This is a genomic window from Leucobacter sp. OH1287, assembly GCF_003859945.1.
Taxonomy (GTDB): Bacteria; Actinomycetota; Actinomycetes; order Actinomycetales; family Microbacteriaceae; genus Canibacter.
Genome location: NZ_RQYM01000007.1, coordinates 70,621 through 96,605 on the forward strand (window position 1 = coordinate 70,621; position 25,985 = coordinate 96,605).

Here is a 25,985-nt window from a genome sequence, read left to right on the forward strand (position 1 = left end):
TGCCGCGCTTTCTAGCGTTCGCTGTTACTCAACCGGCAGGACAGGTGCGTCCTTACCAGCAAGCCACTTCTCAACCAGTTTGTCGAGTGTACCGTTGTCGCGCAGCTTCTTAAGCGCCTCGTTAACCTCTGGGACAATCTTTGATCCCTTCGGCAGCACAAACGCGAACTCGTCACCGTCATCAGCGCTGTCTGGCAGCTGACCGACGATCACACCGTCACCCTCAAGCTGTGCGTCACGCACGTAGAAAGCACCCGGCAGGTCGGTTACCATCGCGTCAATGTTGCCGGCCTTCAGCGCAGCAACCACGTCAGCAACGTTGTTAAACACCAGCGGATCCTTGTCAGGGTTGATCTCACGCTTAACGTGATCGAGTGAGGTTGTGCCCGATGCAACACCGATCTGTGCGCTCTTCAGGTCTTTCACTGACTTGGCGTTTGCCGCATCAGTTCCCTTAGCGGCAACAACAGCCTGGGTGGTCTTGTAGTAGGGCTCTGAGAAGTCAACAGCCTGCTTACGCTCCTCGGTGATCGAGAACTGCTGAATGTTCAAATCCCACTTCTTCTCACCTGGAGCGATAGAACCGTCGAATGACTCACGCACCCAGACAACATCGCTGGCGCCGTAACCCATCTCATTCGCAACAGCAAAAGCAACCGCTGCCTCAAAGCCCTCGCCCTCCTCAGGCTCATCGTTGTAAACCCAAGGCTCGTAGGCAGGCTCGCTGGTTGCGATTGTCAGTTTCCCTGCGGTGATTGTGTTTGAGGTCTCTTCTGTTTTTGAGCTGTCAGATTCAGCGCTATTTGAGCATCCCGCGAGCACGAGTGTTGCCGCAGCCGCAGCCGCAAACACCGCGCTTAAACGTGAGAATTTTGCCATTATTATGCCCTTCGTATGGGTTTCAACAAGAACTGTTGCAAAACGCAACAACTATTCAATAATACGCGAAAACCGCGGTTTCACCACAGTCTTGCGAAACAATCAGTAACATACTTGACCCGCGATTACGGTCTGTCGGCAGCGACCAGCTCCGTCCTCAACGAGGCACGCGAGGGCATCACGCGGATCCGCGCTCGGCACCTCGAAGAAAGCGAGATCCGCCGCAGCACCCACCGCCAACTGGCCGATCCTGCCAAGACCCACCTGCAGACCCAGCGCCGTTGCACCGCCGAGTGTTGCGGCGTTAAACAGTTTCTGGTGCAGGTCAGTTTCGGTGTATCCCTGTCGAACCGCGATGCGGTATGCTGCGGCAACATCGGCGAGCATGTCGAGGGACGGTGAGGAGGACAGCGAGTCGGTTCCGACCGCGATCAGATTCCCCTCCCGCAGATAGGCGGAAACCGGTGCCTCATCCAGCCCAATAACCGCGTTTGATCGGGGGCAAAGCGCAACAGCGCTGCCCCTCGCGCGGAGGATTGCGCGGTCCTTCTCGTTGGCGTAAACACCGTGCGCGATGTGACACTCGGGCCCCAGCACGCCAAGGTGGTCAACGAACTGGATTGACGAGATCCCGTAACCAACCGGCAGGTGGTTGAAGCTCTCTGGCGCGTGATCCTCCCAGCCGTCAGTGTGCTCGTCAAGGCTCTGCTCCTCCTCCGATTCGGCGAGGTGAATGTGCAGGCGCAGGCCACGCTCGCGCGCAATATCGGGGATGTCGAGCAGCTGCTCGGTGTTGAGCGAGTAGGGGGCGTGCGGTGAAACACCGGCGCCCGGTTCTGCAGGCAGCTGTGCGAGCCGCTCCAGCAGTTCGTCACGGCGCTTTGCACCCCAGTCGGACTGGCCGTAAATCTCCCAGTAGGCGATACCCTTCAAGCCTGCGTCGTGCAGCGCGCTAACCGCGGCGGCGTCGGTTACAACATCGGCTGCTGCCGTCACACCGGCCGCTTTTGACAGCTTAGCGCCGTCAGCTGCGGCCGCAAACCAGTCGTGGCCGCCCGCGTCATACACCCGGTCAAAGGCGCGACCCCAGTCGTGAAAACCGTTAAACTGCCCCTGCCCAAGCTCAGCCATGTGCGTGTACTGCAGGTGCGTGTGCGCGTTCACAAGTCCCGGCGTTAGCGCACCAGCGAAGTGGGTTTCGGTGTATTTAATCCCCGCGTCTTGCAGGTGCCCGAGCAGCCACTTGCGGTCGCCACAGTGCAGGATCTTATCCCCCCGCACCGCAACCGCGCCGTCTTTTAGTCTCGGACTCGTCACCGGCAGCACAACATCGGCGCTATAAACCTGAACCGCGCTCGTTACTTGATTATCCTCGTTACCCACAGCAAACTATTCTAGTTTGTTTTTTTGTACCGGTGAACCCGCCAATGCTGCGCTGCTCCCCCGACACGCTCGGTCGCAGGCAGCTGCGGCAGACTGTAGCCGTAAACCCTCAGCGCCATACTCGCAACCCGCTTCACCGCCGCGTCATTCACGGGGTAAACATCCGGCGGAAGGCTTTCACCGCCCGCGCCTTTCTTAACGGTCTCCGTCAGCTGGCTGAGCGCGGCAACCTGGGTTGCAAAACTCAAATCCATAACCTCTAACGGGTTTCCCTCCCCCGCTGTGTAGTTGATGCCGCCGCCGTCCGCGAGCAGGCGCAGCCCCGGGGCAACCGGCTGCGCGATCTCGCCGTCGATACCGCCCGCAACGCTCAGAAACGCACCCGGGCGCAGCAGCCCCTGATCGGCATGGCCCACCGTGTTCCACACCCCGGTTGCGCTGATCACCAGGTCTGCCCGGGGCAGTAGCTGGGCGGATCCGCCCACCGCAAACCCGTCAACAACCGCGCTCAGCGCCCGCACCGGGTCGGGTTCGATAACGCTGACGGTCAGCCCGAAACTGCGCGCCGCCCTCGCGCACCCCTGCCCAACCGGGCCGTAGCCGTAAACCACCGCCTGCCGAAGCTCCCGCACCGCGTCACAGCCGTGACTCTGAGCGATCTGGTCAAGCGTTGCAATCACGCAGCTCTCACCGGTTCCCACCCGGTTGTCGAACAGGGTTTTGGTTGCCGCATCATTCACCGCAATAACCGGCATCCTAAGCTCTCCGGCAGATGCCATCTCATTGAGCGGGCGGATCCCGCTGGTCGTCTCCTCAGCGGCTCCCCTGAGCGTCTGCAACGCGGCCTCAGCCTCGGTGTGCGCGAGCCGGATCAGGTGCGCACCGTCATCAACCAGCCAGTGCGGCTGCCAGGCGAGCGCCGCCGCAGCGTTATCGGCGTCAAGCTCGGGATCCGCCAGCTGCGCGTTATCGGTTGCCGCAAACACGTAAACACCCGCGTCCGCGAGCGCCGCCGCAATCCCCGGATCGGTTTCAGACGCCGACGCAAAAACCGCGATCTTGGCACCTGTGTCACGCAGTTTCAGGGCGAGCGCCGCCGTTTTCGGTTCGAGCACTAGACTAACCAGCACCCTGTCGCCGCTAATGGATCCCCGTTCGGCAAGCTCGCTAATCAGCCCCGCCGTCACGGGCATCCCCCGCGCCGCCCAGGCGATACGCGCTGCCGGGTCGGCGCTTCGCCACTGGGGGTTAGAGGATAGCAGCAGCGCGATGTTGCGGTTGTCTGCGGGGCTTCCGCCGCTGCCCTGCCCGCCAGCAACCGGCAGGCTGAACTCTAGAACACCCGCTCGCTGCTGCTTCTGGGCGAGGAAGTCGCACAGCTCGGGAGCAAGCCGGTCGCGCAGCTCGGGAGCAAGCCGGTCGCGCAGCTCGGGAATAAACTGGTCGCCCAGGTCAGATTCGAGGCAGTCGCGCGTTTCCGCAGACGGCGCGAACACGCTGCCCACGGCGGTCACTCCGACCAGCAGGGGCGGCAGCTGCGCGGGCGATGCGCCGAGCGCGGCGAGCGCCGCCGGGTCTTTTAGCAGTCGCAAAAGCGTTTGCTCGTCCGCGAATATAAAGTCGGGTGCCGCACCATCCCGGTGCGCACTGAGGTCTCCGTGGGTGGCGAGGGTGACGTGCGCGCCAAGGCCGCGCAGCGGCTGCGCGAGCGCCAAAACCGCCTCAGTACCAGCAGCCCCGGCACCAGCAGCCTCAGCGCAAGCAACTCCACTGCCAGCATCAGCTCCCGCCTCGGCACCGACACTATCACCGCCGATGACCAGCAGGGTGCGTGATCCCGCGAGCATTCGGTTTCCGGCTTTTGCGGCGGCGATTAAAACCTCAAACAACTAATACCCCAAACAACTAGATCGTCAGACAACTGTGCACTCTGTTCCGCGAGCGTTTTCGGGCAGCCGGCAGTTACCCCGCCGGCTAGTCCTTGCTCTGTCTGCGCCCCCAAAATTTCTTTGTGGGGGTTTCGGTTTTGGGGCCGCGCTGCAGTTCGGCGAGGTCGTTAGCGATCAGGTCCTGGATCCGAGAATCCCGCTCCCGCTGATACTCCTCGCTGTTGCCGCCCGCGTAGTAGGGGTGGCTGGCTTTGTTCTTCAGTGACTCGGCGATCTCCTGCCAGGCGAGCTCGGTTGCTCGCGTCGCGGTTTTCACAACGTACTCGTCGTCCTCGATCCACCGCTCAAGCGCCGCCGAAACCCCCTCGTAAACCTCCTGCCGGTGTTTCAGGGTGTCATTGTCGCCGGTGCCGTAATCAGACTCTGACCACTCGCTGCGGCCGGTGCGGCGGATCTCGGTGCGCATCCGCTCAATGTGTTCGGCGTCTGCCTCCCGCTCTGCGGACAGGTCAGCGAGCGCGTCACGCACTTTCTGTTTAATCGCTTCCTCGTCATAGTTGACGTCGTGCGCGAGCGCGTTCATAATAATCTCGTTTTTAACGCTCATCCGCACGGCAACGTCAGCAACCAGCAGGCCCTGTTCAACAATCTCGGCGACGGGTGCTAACACTCGGGGTTGGCGTCTGCGGGCAGGGTTCTGACGCGCTGGTTGCCCACCAAAAAGACGCTTTAACCAACCCATTTAACACCCCTCCCACTAAGCAATATACACGTTAGTGCCGGGGTTTTCGCCCGGCACTAACGGTTTATTAAACGGATATTAACCTAGCTTACTAGATCAGTGATCGTTGTTCTCGTATCCGCCCTCTGGATAGTAGTCCACCTCTGGTTTGCGCAGCAGAAAGACGGTGCTCGCTGCCAGGCCTCCCCAGACCAGACCGATAGAGATCAACAGGAATGCGATTGAGATGCCGGTCACTGTGCTACTCCTTTACTCTGTGCTGCGGCCTCTGACTGTGAGGCGGCGGCTTCTGCTGACGGTGCTTTGGCGGATCCGCTGCCCGCGATTGGACGCTGCCCCTCAACCGATGGCCACGGGGTGAGAGCGTGTGGATCACGACGCCACTTAAAGAACGACAGGGCGAACGCCACAACCAGCATCACCGCGACAACGCCCCAGCCTGCGACAGCAACAAACCATCCCGGATAATCTTCGTAACCATCTGTAACCAGACCAATGAATGATTGGACAAACATGTACCCGATGACGATTGGCGCAAAGATGCCGGCAAAGAACCACCAGATTTTACCGATCTTAAAGGTTGAGATAGCAGACATGTGGTTAGCGTACTCTTTGCCGCGACGGTTTACCCACAGCAGCAGCACCGAGGCGATAACCGCGGAGCTGACAACACCAACATTGTTGACGAAGTTGTCCATTGTATCGAGCACGAACAGACCACTGGTTGTGCCAAACAGCATAATCGAGATCGCCGCCAGTGGCAGACCGAACGCCCAGCTGGCAACCCCACGGTTCACCTGGAACTTGTCCTGTACTGCACCAAACACAACCTCGAGGATTGACAGCAGTGAGGTGAGAGCTGCAACCAGCAACGAACCGAAGAACAGAGCACCAAACAGCCACGGAATAGGCATCTGTGACACAATCGCCGGGAAAGTAACAAACGCCAGGCTCACGCCTTTAATGCCCTCAATCTCAGCGACAGTGATCTGCTGCTGTGAGGCAAAGAAGCCGAGAGCCGCAAACACACCGATTCCGGCAAGGATCTCAAACGAGCTGTTCGCGAAAGCAACAACCAGGCCGGAGCTGGTCAGGTTGGAGCGGCGACGCTGGTATGAGCTGTAGGTGATCATAATGCCGAATGCGATCGACAGTGAGAAGAAGATCTGGCCGAAAGCCGCGATCCACACGCTCGCGTCTGTCAGCACCTCAAAGTTCGGGGTGAACAGCGCGCCAATACCGTCGAACGCGCCAGGCAGGAACAGCGAGCCGATAACCAGCGCGAGGAAGCTGACAACCAGCACCGGCACACCGATCATGTTCGCGGTCTGCACGCCCTTAGCGACGCCGCGTGACATCAGGAAGAGCGCAACCAGCCAGAAAATAACCAGCGGGATCAGAACAGCCGGAACAAAGTCGAGGCTGAAACCGGGCTCTGAAAGCTTCAGGTAGTCGCTGAAGAAGAAGGTGCCGGTTTCGCCGTCCTCGCTGCCCTCCCACGCAGAGTTGAACGAGAACACGAAGTAGCTTGCCGTCCAAGCAACAACCGCGGTGTAGTAGATTGCGATAAACACGCAGATCATCACCTGGAACCAACCGAGCACCTCACCCGGTTTACGGGCGGCGCGACGCAGTGAGAGCGGCGCGGATCCACGGAAGCGGTGACCCGTTGCCCAGTCAAGGAAGAGGATTGGAATACCGGCGCAGAACAGCGCAATCAGGTAGGGCACCATAAAGGCGCCGCCGCCATTCTCGTAGGCAACTCCCGGGAAACGCCAGATGTTACCCACACCAACTGCTGAACCAATCGCGGCAATAATAAAGCCCGACTGGGATGTCCACGCGCCGCGAGGCTTCGGCTGCGGTTGTTGTGTCATTGTTTTACCTATCGTTCGAATCTTGCTATCTGCTGACGCTGCAGCTGCTCGGTTTTCGCTGTTTGCCACTGGGGATCGCCGGTTTTTGTGATTAACCGAGCGGTGACGCCGGCCTGAAAGTCTGGGGTTTTTGCAAACAGATTAAACACCCGAAAATCCTCTGCCAACACAGCTTCAAGCGGTTGGGGGTTTCTACGCTGGACGGCTATACGCTGTAACGTTACCGCTGCCGCGAGCGGGCTGGCCTGCGCTAGGTCTTGCGCAAAACGCGCCGCTCGTGGCTCTGCCCGCAACTCAGATTCGAGTTGTCTAAGCGCCACCTCTGGATATTCTACTGCTAAACCGCGCGGATCCGCACTATCTCCGAGCGCTTTTGTTAGCAGCGGATCCAACCACTCCAGCTCAGCAAGCAGCTGAGATTCGGGCTGCTTGGGGTTCGGGTGTGGATCCGCAGCCCGCCTGCTAAGCTCCCCCACCAGCTGATCGGGGTGCTCTGTCAGGTGCTTTCTTACCTCCTCCGGGAGGAAATGGTCGGCAAATCCGAGGGCGAGCGCATCACCAGCTGTGATCGCGGTGCCGGTCACACCGAGCAGCTCACCGAGCTGCGACGGGGTGCGGGCAAGCAGCAGGGTGCCGCCAACGTCAGGGACGGAGCCGATCTTGGTTTCGGGCATTGCAAGCCTCAGCGTCTCCGTAACAAAACGCTTCCCCGCGTGACAGCCAACGCCGACACCGCCGCCCATTGTGATGCCGTGCATAACGGTGATAACAGCGGGGTTTTTCGCAACGGCGAGGTCCATCGCGTACTCCGCGGTTAAAAACTCAGCGGTCGCCTCCGGGCTGTCGCAGATCTGCCGGACATCGCCGCCCGCGCAAAAACCCCTGTCGCCCTCACCGTCGATCACAATCGCAGCGGTCGGATCCGCCCCAGCCGCCCCGGTAGCCCCGGCCAACTCGGCAGCCTCGGCAGCCGCGCTCGCCTCGGCAACCGCCCGCGCAATCTCCTGACACATCGACAGCGTCAGAGCGTTAAGCTTCTCGGGGCGCGCCAGCGTGATCCGCGTGCCGCCCAAAATCTTTGTCACCGCGATACTCACCTAAAACCCCCAACCGTGGTTCTGCCGGAACTTTGTTTCTAACCAGGCTACTACTCGGTGTGGCTGGTTTGCCAGCCCTGTTTTTCAGCTATGGTGCTTAATCATGTGGGATGACAGATACGGCGAAGATGTGCTCGCTAACAACAAGCCGCGGCGTGCACCGCTCGAACGGCGAGCGGTAACGCTCGCGCGCGGCCAAATAATCGAGCACTCCGAAACCGAGTTCTGCGGCGCCGTGGTTGGTGCGGGCCAGGGGTTTGTACACCTGGAGGACTGGCGCGGCACCGTCCGCCAGTTCCGGCTTGACGACTTTTTTATGATCGAGGGTGAGTCGGTGACCCTGCAGCTGCCGAAGGCGGCAAAGCGCCCAGCACGCACCGCTTCCGGATCCTTCGCCGCCCCCGCCTCTCGCGCCCGCGTCGCCCGAGCGAGCCGCATTTTTGTTGAGGGCCGCCACGACGCCGAACTGGTTGAGCGCATCTGGGGTGACGACCTTCGCGAGGTTGGCGTTGTTGTTGAGCTGCTTGAGGGGGCGGATCATCTCGCCGCCGTACTCCGCGACTTCCAGCCCGGCCCTTCCCGCCGCGCCGGTGTGCTGCTCGATCACCTGGTGACCGGCAGTAAAGAGTCTCGGCTCGCCGCCGCCGCAGTCACCCCCGATATGGCTGATTTTGTGCGGATCACCGGCCACCCGTTCATTGATATTTGGCAGGCGGTAAAACCCGAGCGACTGGGAATGGCGGCGTGGCCTGAGATCCCCTACGGAACCGACTGGAAGGTTGGGATCTGTAAGCACCTCGGGCTGCCGCACGCAGAGCAGGCGGATATCGCGGACGCTTTCGCCCGGATCCTGTCGCGGGTTAGGGACTACCGGGATCTGGATCCGCGCCTGGTCGGCCCGGTTGAGATGCTGATCGATTTTGTAACAGCCTAGCTGCCGTCGGCCACACCGCAGAGTCTGCTCTGCCGCGGTGTCGATTTTGTAACAGCCTAGTTTGCTAGAGTTATTGCGCCGCGAGGGATCCCGCGGTGACCACGTCGATCGGGTTGGAGCGAGAACAGAATGAACCGCTACAGTGAGCTGAAACCGCTGCCGTTCGCGCGCCTCGGATACTGGTACGCAACCGCTGTCGGCTTCACCTGGGGTCTGCTGCTCAGCACCGGTGAGGTGAAACGGCACGGCAAACTGTGGGTGTTTAGCGGGATGCCGCGCTGGGCGTTCGGCCGCGGCGGCAGCTGCATCGGCGCGTGCTATCTCACCCGCGTCAACATCAGCGACAGGGTTTTGCAGCACGAGGATGTTCACCGTCAACAGTGGCGGCATTATGGGCTGCTGTTGCCGTTCCTCTATTTTCGGGCGGGGGCGGATCCGCTAAAAAACCGCTTCGAGGTTGAGGCGGGTCTCGCAGACGGCGGCTACACACGCGACTAGCGCGTTAGATTGCGGCAAACTCCAGTTCAACGCCCTCGAAACGGCTCTGCTGCTTCAGCTCCTCAGCAACCGCTGGCTGCTCGTCGATACAGGCGATAATGCGGCTCGGGCTGCCGCACAGCATCTCTGCCGCCCAGGCGTTAACCGCCTCAGCCACCCGCTCGCTGGAGTGGACGGTGACACAGAATCTCGCGGGTGCCCCAACAACCGGCACCTCCGCTGGCGAGTCAGCGAAAACAAAAACCCTGCCGTGTGCACAGAGCGGCATCGTTTCCAGCGTCAGCTGCAGCTGCGAAAGCTTAGCTGCTGGCACAACAAACAGGTAGCACGGAACCCCGCGCTTTGTTGCGCGTCGCTGTTTTCTGGTTTTTGTGCTCATCTCAGTTCTATTTTAGCTATTTTAGCTCAGGTTTACCTTACGAAGATACTACAAAAATCACGCGGACCTAAAACCTTGCCTGGCAGCCCTGGTTGGCTAGGATTAAAGCTATGAACATATTGCGAGCTGAGCAGCCTGATCCGTCACTCACCCGCTATTTAGCCGCCGACGCTGAAGCGGTTAACCACCGGGGACCGCTGCCAAACCTCACCCGCAGCTCATTTTCCACCCCTGACGGCCGGGTTTCTGCCCTCAACTGGTCTGATTTTGCGGGGGCGGATCCGCTCCCACCGATCACCGTGCTGCACGGAATGGGCTTAAACGCGCACAGCTTTGACCGTTTCGTGCTCGCGCTGAAACATCCCGCAACCGTGTTTGATCTGCCCGGTCACGGCGAGAGTGACTGGCGGGACGACGCAGACTATTCACCGCGGCAGCTCGCCGCCACAATCACCCCGCTGATCGCGGCCGAAAAGCAGGTGCTGATCGGGCACTCCCTAGGCGGACTAACCGCGAACCTGGTTGCGCAGCGCGTCCCAGAGAGAATCGAGCAGCTGATCCTCATCGACATCACCCCGGCGGTCAGAAACGGCAAAGCCTCAAGCACGGTGATGGAGTTTATTACCGGCCAGCGGGTGTTTGAGTCGCGTGAGCAGATGGTGGATCGGGCGATCGAGTTCGGCATCGGCAGTGACCGCGAGGCGCTTAGCCGCGGCGTGTTCTTCAACAGCAGACAGCGGCCCGACGGCGGTTTTGAGTGGATCCACCACTTCGCCCACCTGCCCAGCCTCGGCCTTAACAGCGACTCGCTGGAGCCGACCGAGAGTATCGCCGACGGTTGGCGAGCGCTCGCAGAACACAGCATGCCCGTGCACCTGATCGCCGCCTCCTCAGGGATGGTGGACGCGGAGATGATCGACGAGTTTCGTGAGCGGGTGCCGGGCGCGAGCGTACACAGGATTGCAGGCACCCACAATCTACAGGAGAGTAACCCTTTGGAGCTCGCGCGCGTTATCGCCGAGATCGTCAGCGGATCCTAGCCCGCCGCCGAAAATCAGCGCCGCAGGCACACTCCCGACGATGCCCGCCGGATCCTAGTCGCTGTGGAAGTTTCGGATCTTATTGACGATCAGATCCCGCAGCTCGCCCGGCGCGGATTCACCGCAGGCACGCTTCACCGCAACGGTTAGGCGGTTTAACACATCCGCCTCGTCTTTACAGTCGGGGCAGTGCGCGATGTGGTCGTTTAACCGTTTCGCCTCGGCGGCGCAGAGCTCATTGTGCAGCAGCTCCTCGACTTTGGCTCGCAGGGTTGCGCAATCACAGGGCTCTGTTGCTGTTTCCTTGATTGTTTCTTCTGTCATGTTTACCCTCTTGCCTGATATCCGACACCGATGCCCTGCTCACTCGCGTACTCCGCGAGCATGCTGCGCAGTTGTTTTCTGCCGCGGTGGAGGCGGCTCATAACCGTGCCGATTGGCACCTCCAGCATGTCGGCGATCTCCTGGTAGCTAAACCCCTGCACGTCGGCGTAGAGCACAATCAGCCGGTAGTCGTCACGCAGTTTCGCGAGCGCGTCGGTGACAATCTGCGCCGACAGCCCGTCCAGCGCTTCCGCCTCAGCCGATTTGGAGGGCGACGCGGTTGCGGACTCCGCTCCCCCGAGCTGCCAGTCTTGCAGGTCATCAACCGTCCCAATGAACGGCTCCCGCTGATTCTTCCGATAGTTGTTAATGTATGTGTTCGTTTGGATGCGGTAGAGCCAGGCGCGCAAGTTTGTGCCGGGTTTAAACGAGTCGAAGGCACGGTACGCCTTCAAAAAGGTTTCCTGCACCAGATCCTGTGCGTCCTCGCGGTTGCGAGTCATCTTCACCGCAGAGCCGTAAAGCTCGTCAAGATACTGCAGCGCCTCCGCCTCAAACCGCTCTCGCGCAATCGGCGATTGCTGCTCGGTTTGCGGATCCTGAGCTGCCTGCGTGTTATTTCTCATCACCCCCAATTCTACTGTGTCCGGCTACCCCGGTCGGGTCTCTCACCCGCGCGGCCGGCTGGCAGCGCAGCTGGCTTTAACCGCAGCATTCGGGCGGGCGGATCCACCAGCCAGCCGCTCTAAAAGGGTAAACACCGTCGTGGGCACAGCTATTCCCGAAAGCCGCTGTGAGTAAAAAGAGGTAGGCTTGAGATGATGTTTATCGCAAAAAACACCAGAGGCAACACGGATCCTTTAAGCAGCGCGGATCCGCTAACCGGCGAGTCTGATTCGGCCGCTACCGACTGGCTGGCGCCGACGTGGCATGATCCGCTCGGGGCGACAGTGCACCTGCCCGGTTCGAAGTCGCTGACCAACCGGGAGCTGATTCTGGCCGCGCTAGCAAACGGCGAGAGCACGCTTGTTGCGCCGCTGAAGTCGCGTGATTCGGAGCTGATGATCGCGGGCTTAAAGAGTCTCGGTGTCGCCTTTAGCGAAGAAACAGACCCGGTCAGCGGGGTTTTAGAGGTGCGTGTGACACCGCCCGCGGAGCTGACCGGATCCACCAGCGTGCACTGCGGTTTGGCTGGCACGGTTATGCGTTTTCTGCCGCCGGTTGCCGCGCTCGCGCTCGGCCCAACCGCCTTCGACGGCGACCCTTACGCGCGCAAACGCCCGATGGCGCCGATAATTGCGGCGCTGCGGGAGCTCGGCGTTGATATTTCGGATGACGGACGCGGTGCGCTGCCGTTTACCGTGCACGGTTTTGGGGAGGTTGCGGGCGGCAGCATCGAGATCGACGCCTCCTCGTCAAGCCAGTTTGTTTCCGGGCTGCTGCTGGCGGCCGCGCGTTTCCGGGACGGCATCACCGTCACCCACAGGGGTGAGAGCCTGCCGAGCCTGCCGCACATCGAGATGACACTGCAGGTGCTAGCTGAGCACGGTGTCACCGCCTCATCGCCAGCGCCCGGAAAGTGGACGGTTGAGCCGAGCAAGATTGCCGCTCGCCGCGTGGTTATCGAACCCGATCTCTCGAACGCTGCGCCGTTCTTGGCGGCCGCGCTCGTCTGCGGCGGCAGCGTCAGCATCCCCAACTGGCCGGCGGAAACAACCCAGGTGGGTGACCAGCTGCGCAAGATTATGCCCGAGTTTGGCGCGGAGGTGAGTCTCGAAAACGGTACGCTGACGGTGAGCGGCAGCGGCGAGATCCGCCCCGTAAACCTGCATCTGTCGCACGCCGGAGAGCTCGCCCCAACCCTGATCGGGCTCGCGGCCCTCGCCGACGGCACCAGCAAAATCACTGGAATCGGGCATATCCGCCACCACGAAACCGACCGGATTGCGGCGCTTGTCACCGAGCTGAACCGACTCGGCGGTAACGCCTCCGAGTTGCCCGACGGAATCCAGATCGACCCCGCCCAACTGCACGGTGGCACCTGGCAGAGCTACGCCGATCACCGGATGGCGACAACCGGCGCGCTTCTCGGGCTGCGCGTGCCTGACGTGACCGTGCAGGACATCGGCTGCACCACAAAAACCCTGCCCAACTTCACCGAGCTGTGGGGACAGCTGCTGCAGGCACCATCGAACAGCGGCGTTGGCGGATCCACCCCACAAAGCACCGTGGGCCCCGGCAGCCTGCCCGCTATTTTTGGAGTTTAAATGCGCTGGAGCACTGACGCTGACCGGTACGAAGACTACTCCGACAGGGTGCGGGTGCGCCCCAACCCGAAGGCGAACCGCCCGCGAACCAAAATCCGCCCAGACTACAGCAACGCCGTCACCGGCATGGTAATCGGGGTGGATCGCGGCAGATACCGCCTCGTGGTCGGCGCCGACACCGCCGACGAGCACACCGTTGTTGCCGCCCGCGCCCGCGAACTGCGCGGCGAGGCGATCGTCAACGGCGATATTGTTCGGCTGACCGGTGACACCTCCGGGAATCCCGGATCCCTCGCCCGCATCGTCGGAATTGAAAAACGCAAAACCCTGCTGCGCCGTAGCGCCGACGACAGCGACAGGGTTGAGCGGATTATGGTCGCGAACGCAACCCAGATGCTGATCGTGGTCGCCGCAGCCCGCCCCGAACCGCGCGTCGGGCTCGTCGATCGCTCACTGGTTGCCGCCTACGATGCCGGGATTAAGCCGCTGTTGTGCGTCACAAAAACCGATCTCGCAGACCCGTCAGACTTCCTCTCCCACTTTGCGGGCCTTGACATCCCGGTGTTCCTCTCCGCACCCGGCAAAGAACCACTCGCCGAACTGCGTGAGGCGCTGGTGGGTAACACAACCGTGTTTATCGGCCACTCCGGTGTCGGCAAGTCAACCCTGATTAACGCGCTCGTCCCCGAGGCACAGCGCGCAACCGGCTACGTTAACGAGGTCACCGGCCGCGGCAGGCACACCTCGTCGTCGGCTGTGACAATGCGGGTGACCAGCGGATCCGAAAGCGGCTGGGTTATCGACACCCCGGGTGTGCGCTCCTTCGGGCTCGGGCACGTCACCTCCGACAGTGTGCTCGCCGGTTTCACCGAGCTGGGCAGCTTCACCGCCGACTGCCCCCGCGGCTGCACCCACCTCGACACCGCAATCGGTTGCGCCCTCGACACCGCGCTTAATGAGGGGGTTTTGAGCGGATCCGCCGCCGCCCGCGTAAGCTCGCTGCGCCGCCTGCTCTCAGCAACAAAACAGCCGTTCTAAGCTAAACTTGAGGCTATGAACGCATCAACAAACGAGCTGGTAGAGGGCGATATCGCCCCCGATTTTACGCTGCAGGATCAGCACGGCAACGACGTTTCGCTCAGTGATTTTCGTGGCGAATCGGTGATTATTTTCTTCTACCCCGCCGCGATGACGCCCGGCTGCACCAAGCAGGCGTGTGATTTCCGCGACAGTGTTGCGTCGCTGCAGGCTGCCGGCTACCGCGTTTTGGGCATCTCCAAAGACAGCGTAGCGAAACAGCTCAAGTTTGCCGAGCGTGACGGCCTCAGCTACCCGCTGCTCAGCGACACCGAGCTGACCGTGCACCGCCTCTACGGTGCCTACGGCAAGAAGAAGCTCTACGGCAAACTGGTTGAGGGCGTTATCAGGTCAACCTTTATCGTGGACGGCGACGGCAAACTGACCACTGTGCTGCGCAACGTTAAAGCGACAGGGCATGTGGCGCGGATCCGGAAGCTCGTCGGTCTCGACGCTTAAACTGCTACCTTCCCCCCGCGGCGGCGCACCCGAGCTCTGCTAACCGCTCTGTGCCTGCGCTCTCCCGTGCGCTATTCTGTGCGACGCTCCTGGTCGCTGGCGCGCATCTTCAGCGCAGCGACAAAGCCGATAATCGCGAGTCCGATCAGCACATAGCCGAGCCAGCGCGGAGCGATAAGCCCCTGGAAGGCACCGAGTCCGAGCGCGAGCGCCACAAACTGCAGCATCACGGTTGCGGCGCGCGCCCAACCCTTGCGGGTGAAGACCCCAACGAGCGCGCCCAAAACGGCGAGCAGTCCGAGCAGTGTCATCAGCACGAGACCGAGCAGGTCGGCGAGCGGCTGCTCCGGGCTAACCGCTGGAGAGTTGGCGACTGCACCATTCGTCGCAGCGCCCTGCACCGCAACCCACAGCATCACACCGGCACCGATCAGCTCAATAAACAGCACAGCTGTTGCAACCAGCCAGGCTGTTCTGCTGAGCTGCTCGGGAGTTGCCGCTGAACCGCTGTTTTTGCTGTCTTCGTGGGTGTTCATCCGATGTTATCCGTTCTATTTATGTTAGGCAAAGCTAAGAAAAAAGTTCTATAAAATGCTTGAAACTTTAGCCCATGCGTGCAATTATATATGTCATCGAGTTTTGCCAAAGATAGCTTCGATAACCGGCAAAACAGAAGAGGGATGTGAAGATCATGGATTGGCGAGAAAACGCGGCCTGCTTAACGGCAGACCCAGAACTATTCTTCCCGGTGGGTAACACCGGGCCGGCTGTTGACCAGATCGAGCGCGCAAAAGCGGTTTGCGCTCGTTGCACTGTAACCGACATGTGCCTGCAGTACGCAATGGATTCTAATCAGGATCACGGCGTCTGGGGTGGTCTCAGCGAGGATGAAAGACGTGCGCTGAAGAGGCGCGCGGCACGTGCGCGGCGTGCGACCGCGCACTAAACTATCAACGATGGTTGACTGCTGTGAAAGCAGCAGCAAGTATTCATGATAGCTCCTTTGAATAGACTGTGGCGGCTACGGGTCTAACCCGTAACCGCCACAGTTTTTTGTTGAAAGCAACCTGCCTGGCGAGGCCGCTTAACCGCTAGCTACTCCGGCCTCGAAACAGCCGCTAGTCTGTTCCAGCGTCGAAAGCAGCCGCGAGCCCAAGCTGCTCACCGGCCGGGTCAACGCTAACGTCAGACTGCGCGATCTCCTCCGCACCGCCCTTTTCCAGCTTGCCAACCAGCTCAGCGGTCGGGCCGCCAACGAGACCGAGGCTTGCGTACTGTTCCAGCCTGCTGCGGGAGTCAGCAATGTCGAGGTTCCGCATGGTCAGCTGGCCGATCCGATCCTCTGGCCCAAAAGCAGCGTCACCAACGCGCTCCATCGACAGCTTCTCTGGGTGGTAGCTGAGGTTTGGACCCTCTGTGTTGAGGATTGTGTAGTCGTCGCCGCGACGCAGGCGCAGCGTCACCTCACCGGTGATCGCGGAAGCAACCCAGCGCTGAATCGACTCACGCAGCATCAGTGACTGCGGGTCAAACCAGCGGCCCTCGTACATCAGCCGGCCGAGCCTGCGACCCTGCTCATAGTAGGTTTCGAGGGTGTTTTCGTTGTGGATCGCGTTCAGCAGCCGCTCGTAAACAATGTGCAGCAGCGCCATTCCCGGTGCCTCATAGATACCGCGCGATTTCGCCTCAATAATCCGGTTCTCAATCTGGTCGCTAACGCCGAGACCGTGCCTGCCGCCGATCTTGTTCGCCTCGAACACGAGCGCGACCGGATCATCAAAGCTGACGCCGTTAATCGCGACGGGACGGCCAGCCTCAAACCTGACGCTAACCACCTCGGTTACAACCTCAACGTCTTCACGCCAGGCAGCAACACCCATAATCGGCTCAACAATGTCGAGCCCCTCACTCAAATACTCGAGGGTTTTAGCCTCGTGGGTTGCACCCCAAATGTTGGCGTCGGTTGAGTAGGCTTTCTCGGTTGAGTCGCGGTAGGGGTAGCCGTGCGCAACCAGCCACTCGCTCATCTCTTTCCGGCCGCCAAGCTCGGCAACAAAGTCGCTGTCTAGCCACGGCTTGTAGATGCGCAGCGCCGGGTTAGCCATCAGACCGTAGCGGTAGAACCGCTCAATATCGTTGCCCTTGTAGGTGGATCCGTCACCCCAGATCTCAACACCGTCCTCCTTCATCGCCCGCACCAGCATGGTGCCGGTGACGGCGCGGCCGAGCGGGGTTGTGTTGAAGTAGGTTTTACCGGCGCTGCGGACGTTAAACGCACCGCACTGCAGGGCCACAAAACCCTCCTCAACAAGCGGCAGTTTCGCGTCAATCAGACGCGCAGCCTCGGCGCCGTACTGGGTTGCGCGGGTTGCAACGCCCTCGATGTCCGGCTCGTCATACTGCCCAATGTCTGCTGTGTAGGTGTATGGAATAGCGCCCTTGTCGCGCATCCACGCCACCGCACAGGAGGTATCTAGTCCACCAGAGAATGCGATTCCGACCCGCTCGCCAACGGGTAACGATGAGAGTACTTTTGACATAGCTTTTATCTTACCCTGTCAGCGCCGATACACCCCAACGTTTTCAGGCAGCGGGTGGATCCGATCCGCCCCGCTCTAGCCGTTCATGTCGTAAGGGCTGATGCTGCTCTCCCCCAGACCCTCCAGCGCGTCAATCGCCTCGATTTCGGCGGCGGTCAGCTCAAAGTCGAAGATGTCGAGGTTTTCTCCAAGCCGGGAAGCGGTCGCGGTTTTCGGGAACACAACAAAGCCCTTCTCCAGGTGCCAGCGCAGCACAATCTGCGCGGGTGATTTGCCGTGTGCTTTGGCTGCGTCGGCGACTGCCGGATCCGCAAACAGCTGCTTGCGCCCCTGCGCGAGCGGGCTCCAAGATTCGATCACAATGTTGCGCTGTTTGCAGTATTCAACGAGTTCGCGGTGCTGGTGGTGCGGGTGCAGCTCGATCTGGTTAACCGACGGGGTTGCGCCGGTGTCACCGATGATGCGCTCAAGGTGTTCGATCTCGAAGTTTGAGACACCGATTGAGCGGGTGAGGCCGAGCTCCCGCGCCTCAATCAGACCCTCCCACGCCTGCCAGGCGGTGCCAAGCTTCGGGGTTGGCCAGTGGATCAAGAACAGGTCAACATAATCGAGCTGCAGCCGGTCAAGGCTCGCGCGCAGGCCGCCGAGCGGATCCCCGTGGTCGGTGTGCCAGAGTTTCGTTGTCACCCAGACATCGGAGCGGTCAAGCCCGGATGCGGCAACCGCCTTGCCGACGCCCTCCTCGTTCTTGTAGAGCGAAGCAGTGTCAATGTGACGGTAACCCAGTTCGAGACCGGCGGCAACAATCGCCTCCGCCTCGTCGTTTGGCAGCTGATAGGTGCCGATACCGAGCTGCGGGATCACAAACCCGTCACTTAATTGCACACCGGGAATTGCGTTTGCGTTTTTCTGAGCGTTAACAGTCATATAAACAACAATAACCAGCCAGCATGTAAATTTAATCTGAACGCCGGGGAACGGTAAGCTGTATGGACAAGCACTAAAACAGAGAATATGTCAGCAGAAAATAACCAGAGCGCACAGCCGCTAAGCGAAATCAGCTTCAACCCTGGGCTGCCGGTTTCCAAGCAGCGTGACGAGATCGCCGAGGCGATAAAAAACAACCAGGTTGTGATCGTCGCCGGTGAAACGGGTTCGGGTAAAACCACCCAGCTGCCGAAGATCGCTCTGACTCTTGGCCGCCGGAAGATTGCGCACACCCAGCCGCGCCGCATCGCAGCGCGCTCGGTTGCGGAGCGGATCGCGGAGGAGCTCGGCACTAAAGTCGGTGAGCGTGTCGGCTACCAGGTGCGGTTTACGGATCGGGTTAGTGAGAGCACCGAGATCCGCCTGATGACGGACGGCATCCTGTTGAACGCGATCCACCGCGACAGACTGCTTAGACAGTACGACACAATCATTATTGATGAGGCGCACGAGCGCAGCCTCAACATTGATTTTCTACTCGGTTATCTGCGGACGATTCTGCCGAAACGCCCCGATCTCAGGGTGATTATCACCTCCGCGACGATTAACCCGGAGGCGTTTAGTGAGCATTTTCACGGCGCACCGATTATCACCGTTTCCGGGCGCACCTACCCGGTTGAGGTGCGGTATCGACCGCTTGACACGGCCGCGGGTGAGGACCTCTACGACGGTATAACCGCCGCACTCACCGAGCTGAAAGCGGACACCTCCGGCGATATGCTCGTGTTCCTCTCAGGTGAGGGTGAGATTCGGGATGCCGCGGAGGCAATCTCTGGGCGTTTCAACCCCGCAAGCTTCGAGGTGCTCCCCCTCTACGGCAGGCTCTCGGCGGCGGATCAGCACCGGGTTTTTGCCCCGGTAGCTTCCGGGAAGCGACGAATCGTGCTGGCAACCAACGTTGCCGAAACGAGCATCACCGTGCCCGGTATCACCGCGGTTGTTGACGCGGGAACGGCCAGGATCAGCCGCTACTCCAGTCGCAGCAAGGTGCAGCGGCTACCGATTGAGGCGATCTCGAAGGCGAGCGCAACCCAGCGTTCCGGGCGAGCTGGCAGGCTCAGCCCGGGTGTTGCGATCCGCCTCTACAGCGAGGAGGATTTTAACGCCAGGCCAGAGTTTACGGATCCGGAGATTCTCCGCACGGGTCTTGCCGCGGTGCTGCTGCAGATGTACTCGCTCGGGCTTGGCGCGGTCAAAAAGTTCCCGTTCTTAACGCCTCCAGACGCGAAGGGTGTGCGGGACGGTGTTGCGCTTTTGGAGGAGATTGGCGCGGTTAGCGGCGGGAAAATAACCCGCACCGGTCGCGCGATTGCGAGGCTGCCGCTGGAGCCTCGCTACAGTCGCATGGTTTTAGAGGGGGCAAAACAGGGAATCGCGCCTGAGATTATCGCGTTGACAGCCGGTTTAACTATCCCCGATGTGCGGGAGTATCCGACCGAGCAGCGTGAGCAGGCGAAACAGAGCCACAGCAGGTTTAACGATCCGCAGGGCGATTTAATCACCCTGCTAAACCTCTGGAACTACCTGAACGAGCAGCAGCGTGAGCTCAGCGGCAGCGCTTTTCGGCGGCTGTTAAAACGCGAGTTTTTGAATGTGCTGCGGGTGCGCGAGTGGTTAGACCTGAATCGGCAACTGACTCGGGCGCTGCAGGAGGTGCCGGAGCGGGAGAAAACCGGATCCGCCGCGAAACTGGTGAGTGGAAAATACGAGCTGATCCACTTTTGTGTGCTCTCCGGTCTCCTCTCCCACATCGGCCTGCGGGATGACGTGGGGTCACCGAAGCCAGGTGGCAGTCAAAAGGGCGGATCCACCAAGCAGCGTGCATACGGGCAGCCTCGCGAGTATATTGGGGCGCGCGGCAGACGGTTTGTGCTGCACCCGAGCAGTGTTTTGAAGGGGAAGAACCCGGAGGCGGTGATGAGCGTTGAGCTCGTTGAAACCTCTCGCCTGTTTGGGCGGTTAAACGCGCAGTTGCGGCCGGAGTGGGCTGAGCAGCTCGCACCCCAGCTGCTGCGTCGCAGCTACAGTGACCCGCACTGGCAGGCGTCGCGTGGGCAGGCGAGCGGCTACGAGCGGGTGCTGCTCTACGGGGTTCCGATCGTTGAAAAACGCCGTGTCAGCCTCGCAAAATATGATGCGACGCTGGCCAGGCAGCTGTTTATTCGGCACGCGCTCGTAAACGGCGAGTGGGCCGAGTCGCACAGTTTTATGCGACACAATCAGCAGCTGCGCAAACAGCTGGAGCAGCTGGAGGAGCGCACCCGGCAGCGCGGCCTGGTTGGTGACGAGGAGACGCTCTGCGAGTTCTACGATGAGCGGATCCCGAAACAGGTTGTGACCGCGCAGGATTTTACGGCGTGGTGGACGAAGACGGTGAAGCAGACACCGAAGCTGTTAAACGCGACAAAAGAGGATCTGCTGTTGCAGGACACCGCCGCCGCGGAGAGCGATTCGGCGGAGTTCCCGCGCGTTTGGAGCTTTGGTGAGCAGCGGCTGCAGTTGCGGTACCGTTTTGATCCGCGCGCGGACGATGACGGTGTGACGGTGACGGTGCCGCTGCCGCTGCTGCAGTCACTGCCGGAGGGGTCGTTTGAGAGTCTTGTGCCGGGGCTCCGCTTGGAACTGATTGCCGCGCTGATTAAAACGCTGCCGAAACCGATCCGCAAACACGTTGTGCCCGCGAACGACTGGGCGAAAACACTGCTCGCGAGTGTGCAGGATGAGCTCGGTGACGACGCCCACACACCCGAGGATACGCCGCTTTTGCGTGAGCTTTTGGCGAAGCAGATTAGGCGGCTCGCCGGGGTTCCGGTAACCGCCGAGGATTTCGCGGTTGAGCGACTGCCCGCGCACCTGCGCCCCAATTTCCGGGTTGTTGACGGCGGCGGCAAAACCGTTGGCACAGGCAAGGACCTTGGCGAGCTGCAGCAGCGCCTAAAACGGGTTGCGGAGACAAAAACCGCGGCCGCCTACACAAGCGCTGTGCCGAAGCACACGATAACGCAAACGGGGTTAACCGACTGGCCGGTGCTCGACGGGGGTGGATCCGGCGGTGGGGCGGATCCCGCTGGTTTAGGCCCCGGCGGCTCAGGCCCCGGCGGCTCAGGCCCCGGCGGCGCGAGCCTCGCCGAGCCCGGTGCCGACGTCATCCCGCAGCAGCTGCGCGCGAACTACGCGCAGCCGAAAAACCGCAGTCAGGGCTCTGTTCGGGTGTATCCGGCGCTGGTTGATAAGCGCGGCAGCGTCGATTTGCAGCTGTTGACGGATCCACTAGCGCAGGCGGCGACCCACCGGCTCGGTGTGCGGCGGCTGGTTGCGCTGTCGAGCCCGCCGCTGCAGAGCTATGTGCGTGAGCATCTCACCCAGCGGGAGAAGCTGCTGCTCGGCGCCGGCCCCTACCGCGGGTTGGACGATGTGATCGCCGATATTGCGCTCGCGGTTGCCGAGGAAACCGTCCGGGAATTAGACGCTGACGGCCTGATTTGGCAGCGCAGCGAGTTCGCGGAGGCGTGCAGCCGCTTCCAGGACCGGATCCTCGATAAGACCTATCAGACGATCGCGCTGGTTGTGACCGTTTTAGAGGAGCTAAAAACCGCAAGGCAGGCGATTGCGAGCGTTAAATCGCTCGCGGTTTTAAGCCAGGTTGCTGACGCGTCCGCGCAGCTTGACGCGCTCGTCTGGGCGCCCGCTTCCGGAACCGGTTTTATCGCCCGCACCGGACTAAAACAGCTTGCCAGGCTGCCGGTTTATCTGCGAGCTGTCACCCACCGGATGCAGCAGCTGCAGCAGCAGGCGGGCCGCGACCGCGTCGCCATGCAGGAGATTTCAACCCTCACCGCCGCCTATCAGGAGCGGGGCGGATCCCTCCCCCACAGCGCGACCGCCGATCCGCAGCTAACGCGGGTTAGGTGGCTTTTGGAGGAGCTGCGGGTTAGCCTGTTTGCGCAGCAGCTGGGCACCGCCGAGAAGGTTTCGGGGCAGCGGATCCGCAAAGCCCTCACAGAGGTTTAACCGGTTAGGATGGGTGTATGCGTCGAGATGCCGTAATCTATTTTGTTCTCGCCTTCGTGGCCGCCTCAATCGGCGTTGCCACGATCAGTTTCTTACCGCGTGATCCAGCGTGGATCCGCATCGCCGCCAATCTGCTGTTGCTGGCGCTGCTGATCGGCGCCACGGTTCTGATTATTAACCGAAACCGCGGCGCCGGGAAGCGCTAGCGAGTGGCGCAGGGCTCGGGGCGGGCCGGCAAACCGACCCTGCCGAGCCCACGAGCCGCCGATCCTAGAGCCCGAGGTTGAGCATCCCGTCCCGGAAGCGGGCGCCGGGAATTGCGGCGATCAGCTGCTTAGTGAACGCGTGTTGCGGATCCGCAAACACCCGCTCGGTCACCCCGGATTCAACCTGCTCGCCGTTTTGCAGAACCGACACCGTGTCTGAGATCTGCCGCACAACCGCGAGGTCGTGGGAGATAAAGACGTAGGTGATGTCGCGTTCCCGCTGCAGGCGGGTGAGCAGCCGCAGAATCTGCGACTGCACGGTCACGTCAAGCGCTGAAACCGCCTCATCAAACACAACCACCTCGGGTTCGAGGATTAGCGCGCGAGCGATCGCAACACGCTGACGCTGACCGCCGGAGAGCTCAGCGGGGCGACGGCTCGCAAGCTGCGGGTCGAGCGCGACAAGCTGCAGATACTCCGAAACCTTCTCAGCGATCTGCTGTTTGTTTGCGAGCTTGAAGTTGCGCAGCGGCTCCCCCACAATCTGCGCGATTGTTTGCCTCGGATCGAGTGACGAGTACGGGTTTTGGTAGACCAGCTGAATCTGTTTGCGCAGCTGCCGATCGTGCGCCCGCACCAGTTTCCCATCGAGTAGGATCTGCCCGGCGGTTGGCTTGCTGAAGCCGGCAATCGCGCGCCCGGTTGTGGTTTTACCGGAGCCGGACTCCCCCACAATCGCGTGCGTTGTGCCGCGCTTCACCGTGAAACTGATGTCCTCTGCGGCGGTGAAGTCACCAAACCGCTGGGTGAAGCCGTCGACGGTTAAAAGCGTCTCAGTGTCGCGCTGCACCCGCTTGGGCACATCGTTCAGGTTGAGCGATGGCACGTCGCTGAGCAGACGCTTAGTGTATTCGTGCTGTGGCGCGTCCAAAACCGCCGCCGCGTAACCGGTCTCCCGGACAACACCGTTCTGCATCACAACCACCCGGTTGGCGCGGTCACCCGCAACCGCCAGATCGTGTGTGATCAGCAGCACACCAACGCCGAGCTCCTTACGCATTTTGTCAATTAAATCGAGGATCACCCGCTGCACTGTCACATCAAGCGCGCTGGTTGGCTCGTCGGCGATAATAAACTCGGGTTCGAGCGCGAGCGCCGCCGCAATCAGGCAGCGCTGTTTCATACCGCCGGATAGCTCGTGCGGGTACTGCCGGTAGCGTCGCTCCGGCTCGCTGATTCCCACCCTGTCGAGCAACTCAATCACGCGTTTTTTCCGTTCCGCGCCACTGATTCGCCCGTGGATCGCAAGCCCCTCACCAACGGACTCGCCGATTGTCTTCACTGGGTTGAGTGAGTTGTTTGGATCCTGCGGGATTAAGGCGATGCGTTTTCCGCGGACACTCCTCCAGGCGCGACCCTTCAGCTTGGTCAGGTCGAGATCACCGAGGGTGATACTGCCAGCGGTCACCTCCGCGTTGCCGGGAAGCAGCCCGATAATCGCGCTCGCGGTCGTTGATTTGCCGGATCCTGACTCACCCACAATCGCGGTGATCTGCCCCGGTTCCACCTCCAGCGAAACCTCCTGCACAGCCTGCACAATGCCGTGTGTGCCACGGTAGGCAACCGCGAGATTGTTAACCTTTAAAGCTGCCCTGCTCACTTTGCCTCCTTCTGCAAAACCTGGCTGAGATAGTTGGTTGCGACAACCACCGAGACGATGACAAGACCGGGCAGCACTGTCAGCCACCAGCTGCTTGCGATGTAGTCGCGGGCGTCGCTGATTAATAGGCCCCACTCAGGTGTTGGTGGCGGGGCCCCGTAGCCGAGGAAGCCGAGCATTGACAGCTGCAGGATCGCGGATCCAAACTGTAAAGCGGCGAGCGCAAACACCGGGGTTAGCGAGTTGGGCAGAATGTGTTTGCAGAGCACATTGATTTTGCTGCCACCGGATCCGTATGCCGCCTCAACAAAATCGTATGCGGCGACCGCTAGCACCCGTGAGCGGGTGAGTCTCGCGAAGGTTGCTACGGAGGTGACACCGACCGCGATTGCGGCGTTAACCGTGCCGAAACCGAGGAGGATAATCACGCTCAGTGCGAGCAGCAGTGACGGAATGCTGAGCAGCACATCAACCAGGCGCATCAGCACCGCGTCAACGACGCCGCGCAGGGATCCTGCGAGCAGGCCGATCAGGGTGCCGCCGACCAGGCCGACGCTGACGGCGATGAGTGCGCCGAGCAGCGACTCTCTGGCACCGTAAACAACCCTGGTGTAGAGGTCACGGCCGACCGCGTCGGTTCCAAACCAGTGGTCAAAGCTTGGGCTGAGCAGCGGTTCTGCAACGCTCTCGAGCGGATCCCCCTGGCTGAACAGCTGCGGGATTAGCGCGGCGAGAATCGCCACCGTCACAACCAGCGCAGAGATAATAAAACCGGGCTTTTTTAGCTGTTTCATGCTGCTGCCCTCCTGCGAAGACGTGGATCAATGATTGGGTAGAGCAGATCCACGATCAGGTTGATAAGCACGTAGACGGTTGCGGCGATAACCACGACCGCCATCAAAACCGGGGTGTCTCGGTTGGCAACCGCGTTAACGGTCAGGTTGCCGATGCCGGTGCGGGAGAACACGGTTTCGGTAACAACCGCGCCGCCGACCAGTTCACCAAACAGCACACCCGCGATGGTGAGGCTCGGCAGGGCGGCGTTGCGCAGAATGTTGCCGAAGAAGACTCTCGCTTCGCTCGCTCCGCGCGCCCGCACAACTGGCACAAACGACTGCTGTTTTGCTTCGTTGATCGCCCTGATAAGCACCTGCGAGAGGGTTGCTGCAACCGGGATTGACAGGGTTATAACCGGGAGGATCAGCTCCTCCACCGGCCCGGGGTTGATGATGCTGATCCACCCGAGCTGGAATGACACAACCTGGATGAGGATGATCCCGATCCAGAAGGTTGGCACCGCGATTAGCAGCGACGGCAGCGACTGGAAGAAACTGTTGACGCGGCCGGAGAAGTTTGCGAGGGTTGCGATCAGGAACGCCAGAACCACACCCAGCAGGAACGCCAGACTGGCGAGCGTCAGGGTTGACGGTAGCGCCTCACCGAGCAGCACAGTCACCGCCGCACCGCTCTGCACAGAGTAACCAAGGTTACCGGTGAAGAAGGCGACAAGGGAGGTGAAATACTGCACAATCAGTGGCTTGTCGACGCCGTATGAGGCGCGTATTTCTGCGATCTGTTCGGGGGTGAGCCCGAGATCGGGGCTGCCGTATCGAGCCATGACTGCGTCAGAGGGCAGAATCTGCAGCAGCACAAAAGCGAGTGTGTAGGTTGCCAGCAGCACAATCACTGCCTGACCCACTCGCAAAAGTAGCTGTTTTAAACTCATGCTTTTTACC

25 protein-coding genes are annotated in these 25,985 nt (G+C 61.0%); 9 read left to right on the top strand and 16 right to left on the bottom strand.

Annotated features, from left to right (window positions below; translation table 11 throughout):
• Positions 1 to 24 precede the first annotated feature (24 nt).
• From EII30_RS05210 to EII30_RS05240, 7 genes are all read right to left on the bottom strand, one after another.
• Positions 25 to 879, bottom strand: a complete 855-nt coding sequence (locus EII30_RS05210; RefSeq protein ID WP_124886272.1) for an ABC transporter substrate-binding protein — start codon at positions 877 to 879, stop codon at positions 25 to 27.
• A 102-nt stretch (positions 880 to 981) separates the two neighbouring features.
• Positions 982 to 2,262 carry an amidohydrolase family protein gene (locus EII30_RS05215; protein ID WP_124886273.1) on the bottom strand — a complete coding sequence of 427 codons (1,281 nt, stop codon included), beginning with the start codon at positions 2,260 to 2,262 and terminating at the stop codon, positions 982 to 984.
• 11 nt (positions 2,263 to 2,273) lie between these two features.
• Complete coding sequence (locus EII30_RS09070; protein ID WP_233569296.1) at positions 2,274 to 4,151, bottom strand: adenosylhomocysteinase; 1,878 nt, start codon at positions 4,149 to 4,151, stop codon at positions 2,274 to 2,276.
• Between the two features lie 85 nt (positions 4,152 to 4,236).
• Complete coding sequence (locus tag EII30_RS05225; RefSeq protein ID WP_124886274.1) at positions 4,237 to 4,893, bottom strand: asparagine synthase; 657 nt, start codon at positions 4,891 to 4,893, stop codon at positions 4,237 to 4,239.
• A 96-nt stretch (positions 4,894 to 4,989) separates the two neighbouring features.
• Positions 4,990 to 5,130 (bottom strand): MetS family NSS transporter small subunit, encoded by a 141-nt coding sequence (locus EII30_RS05230; protein ID WP_124886275.1) that lies wholly within the window; start codon positions 5,128 to 5,130, stop codon positions 4,990 to 4,992.
• Positions 5,127 to 6,770: a sodium-dependent transporter gene (locus EII30_RS05235; RefSeq protein WP_124886276.1), complete on the bottom strand. Its 1,644-nt coding sequence runs from the start codon at positions 6,768 to 6,770 to the stop codon at positions 5,127 to 5,129. The genes EII30_RS05230 and EII30_RS05235 overlap by 4 nt, the downstream gene beginning before the upstream one ends.
• Before the next feature lie 8 nt (positions 6,771 to 6,778).
• Entirely contained in the window at positions 6,779 to 7,855 is a 1,077-nt protein-coding gene (locus EII30_RS05240; protein WP_158608667.1) for an enoyl-CoA hydratase/isomerase family protein, read from the bottom strand.
• Between the two features lie 115 nt (positions 7,856 to 7,970).
• On the opposite strand from EII30_RS05240, the gene EII30_RS05245 reads away from it, so the two are divergent.
• Both EII30_RS05245 and EII30_RS05250 read left to right on the top strand, forming a co-directional pair.
• Positions 7,971 to 8,801 carry a DUF3097 family protein gene (locus EII30_RS05245; RefSeq protein ID WP_124886278.1) on the top strand — a complete coding sequence of 277 codons (831 nt, stop codon included), beginning with the start codon at positions 7,971 to 7,973 and terminating at the stop codon, positions 8,799 to 8,801.
• Positions 8,802 to 8,930: 129 nt separating this feature from the next.
• Positions 8,931 to 9,299 carry a Fe-S oxidoreductase gene (locus tag EII30_RS05250; protein WP_124886279.1) on the top strand — a complete coding sequence of 123 codons (369 nt, stop codon included), beginning with the start codon at positions 8,931 to 8,933 and terminating at the stop codon, positions 9,297 to 9,299.
• Positions 9,300 to 9,303: 4 nt separating this feature from the next.
• On the opposite strand, the gene EII30_RS05255 is transcribed toward EII30_RS05250, so the two are convergent.
• A complete protein-coding gene (locus tag EII30_RS05255) occupies positions 9,304 to 9,678 on the bottom strand; it encodes a hypothetical protein (protein WP_124886280.1) in 375 nt (124 codons plus the stop codon).
• A 110-nt stretch (positions 9,679 to 9,788) separates the two neighbouring features.
• Here EII30_RS05255 and EII30_RS05260 point away from each other — a divergent pair, with 110 nt between their 5' ends.
• Positions 9,789 to 10,718 carry an alpha/beta fold hydrolase gene (locus tag EII30_RS05260; protein ID WP_124886281.1) on the top strand — a complete coding sequence of 310 codons (930 nt, stop codon included), beginning with the start codon at positions 9,789 to 9,791 and terminating at the stop codon, positions 10,716 to 10,718.
• 54 nt (positions 10,719 to 10,772) lie between these two features.
• Here EII30_RS05260 and EII30_RS05265 read toward each other — a convergent pair whose 3' ends face one another.
• Together EII30_RS05265 and EII30_RS05270 are read right to left on the bottom strand one after the other, a co-directional pair.
• The gene (locus tag EII30_RS05265; protein ID WP_124886282.1) at positions 10,773 to 11,042 is read right to left on the bottom strand and encodes an alpha-ketoglutarate decarboxylase; all 270 of its coding nucleotides are present in this window, start codon (positions 11,040 to 11,042) and stop codon (positions 10,773 to 10,775) included.
• Between the two features lie 2 nt (positions 11,043 to 11,044).
• The gene (locus EII30_RS05270; protein ID WP_124886283.1) at positions 11,045 to 11,668 is read right to left on the bottom strand and encodes a sigma-70 family RNA polymerase sigma factor; all 624 of its coding nucleotides are present in this window, start codon (positions 11,666 to 11,668) and stop codon (positions 11,045 to 11,047) included.
• 195 nt (positions 11,669 to 11,863) lie between these two features.
• On the opposite strand from EII30_RS05270, the gene aroA reads away from it, so the two are divergent.
• Genes aroA through bcp form a run of 3 tightly spaced genes read left to right on the top strand, consistent with a single transcriptional unit; the run spans position 11,864 to position 14,845 of the window.
• Positions 11,864 to 13,309 (top strand): 3-phosphoshikimate 1-carboxyvinyltransferase, encoded by a 1,446-nt coding sequence (aroA, locus tag EII30_RS05275; RefSeq protein ID WP_124886284.1) that lies wholly within the window; start codon positions 11,864 to 11,866, stop codon positions 13,307 to 13,309.
• Positions 13,310 to 14,347 carry a ribosome small subunit-dependent GTPase A gene (gene rsgA / locus EII30_RS05280; RefSeq protein WP_124886285.1) on the top strand — a complete coding sequence of 346 codons (1,038 nt, stop codon included), beginning with the start codon at positions 13,310 to 13,312 and terminating at the stop codon, positions 14,345 to 14,347.
• A 15-nt stretch (positions 14,348 to 14,362) separates the two neighbouring features.
• Positions 14,363 to 14,845: a thioredoxin-dependent thiol peroxidase gene (gene bcp / locus EII30_RS05285; RefSeq protein WP_124886286.1), complete on the top strand. Its 483-nt coding sequence runs from the start codon at positions 14,363 to 14,365 to the stop codon at positions 14,843 to 14,845.
• Positions 14,846 to 14,916: 71 nt separating this feature from the next.
• On the opposite strand, the gene EII30_RS05290 is transcribed toward bcp, so the two are convergent.
• The gene (locus EII30_RS05290) at positions 14,917 to 15,381 is read right to left on the bottom strand and encodes a hypothetical protein (protein WP_124886287.1); all 465 of its coding nucleotides are present in this window, start codon (positions 15,379 to 15,381) and stop codon (positions 14,917 to 14,919) included.
• 155 nt (positions 15,382 to 15,536) lie between these two features.
• Between EII30_RS05290 and EII30_RS05295 the strand changes: the two genes are divergently transcribed.
• Positions 15,537 to 15,791: a WhiB family transcriptional regulator gene (locus EII30_RS05295; RefSeq protein WP_124886351.1), complete on the top strand. Its 255-nt coding sequence runs from the start codon at positions 15,537 to 15,539 to the stop codon at positions 15,789 to 15,791.
• A gap of 172 nt (positions 15,792 to 15,963) precedes the next feature.
• Here the strand turns inward: EII30_RS05295 and argG are convergent, their stop codons facing one another.
• A complete protein-coding gene (gene argG / locus EII30_RS05300) occupies positions 15,964 to 17,385 on the bottom strand; it encodes an argininosuccinate synthase (protein WP_124886288.1) in 1,422 nt (473 codons plus the stop codon).
• 75 nt (positions 17,386 to 17,460) lie between these two features.
• Positions 17,461 to 18,312, bottom strand: a complete 852-nt coding sequence (locus EII30_RS05305; RefSeq protein ID WP_124886289.1) for an aldo/keto reductase — start codon at positions 18,310 to 18,312, stop codon at positions 17,461 to 17,463.
• Positions 18,313 to 18,399: 87 nt separating this feature from the next.
• Between EII30_RS05305 and hrpA the strand changes: the two genes are divergently transcribed.
• Positions 18,400 to 22,383, top strand: a complete 3,984-nt coding sequence (hrpA, locus tag EII30_RS05310; RefSeq protein WP_124886290.1) for an ATP-dependent RNA helicase HrpA — start codon at positions 18,400 to 18,402, stop codon at positions 22,381 to 22,383.
• A gap of 17 nt (positions 22,384 to 22,400) precedes the next feature.
• Positions 22,401 to 22,589: a hypothetical protein gene (locus EII30_RS05315; protein ID WP_124886291.1), complete on the top strand. Its 189-nt coding sequence runs from the start codon at positions 22,401 to 22,403 to the stop codon at positions 22,587 to 22,589.
• 64 nt (positions 22,590 to 22,653) lie between these two features.
• Here the strand turns inward: EII30_RS05315 and EII30_RS05320 are convergent, their stop codons facing one another.
• Genes EII30_RS05320 through EII30_RS05330 form a run of 3 tightly spaced genes read right to left on the bottom strand, consistent with a single transcriptional unit; the run spans position 22,654 to position 25,975 of the window.
• Entirely contained in the window at positions 22,654 to 24,249 is a 1,596-nt protein-coding gene (locus EII30_RS05320) for an ABC transporter ATP-binding protein (protein WP_124886292.1), read from the bottom strand.
• A complete protein-coding gene (locus EII30_RS05325; RefSeq protein WP_124886293.1) occupies positions 24,246 to 25,043 on the bottom strand; it encodes an ABC transporter permease in 798 nt (265 codons plus the stop codon). The genes EII30_RS05320 and EII30_RS05325 overlap by 4 nt, the downstream gene beginning before the upstream one ends.
• Positions 25,040 to 25,975 carry an ABC transporter permease gene (locus EII30_RS05330; protein WP_124886294.1) on the bottom strand — a complete coding sequence of 312 codons (936 nt, stop codon included), beginning with the start codon at positions 25,973 to 25,975 and terminating at the stop codon, positions 25,040 to 25,042. Before EII30_RS05330 ends, EII30_RS05325 begins: the two co-directional genes overlap by 4 nt.
• Positions 25,976 to 25,985 lie beyond the last annotated feature (10 nt).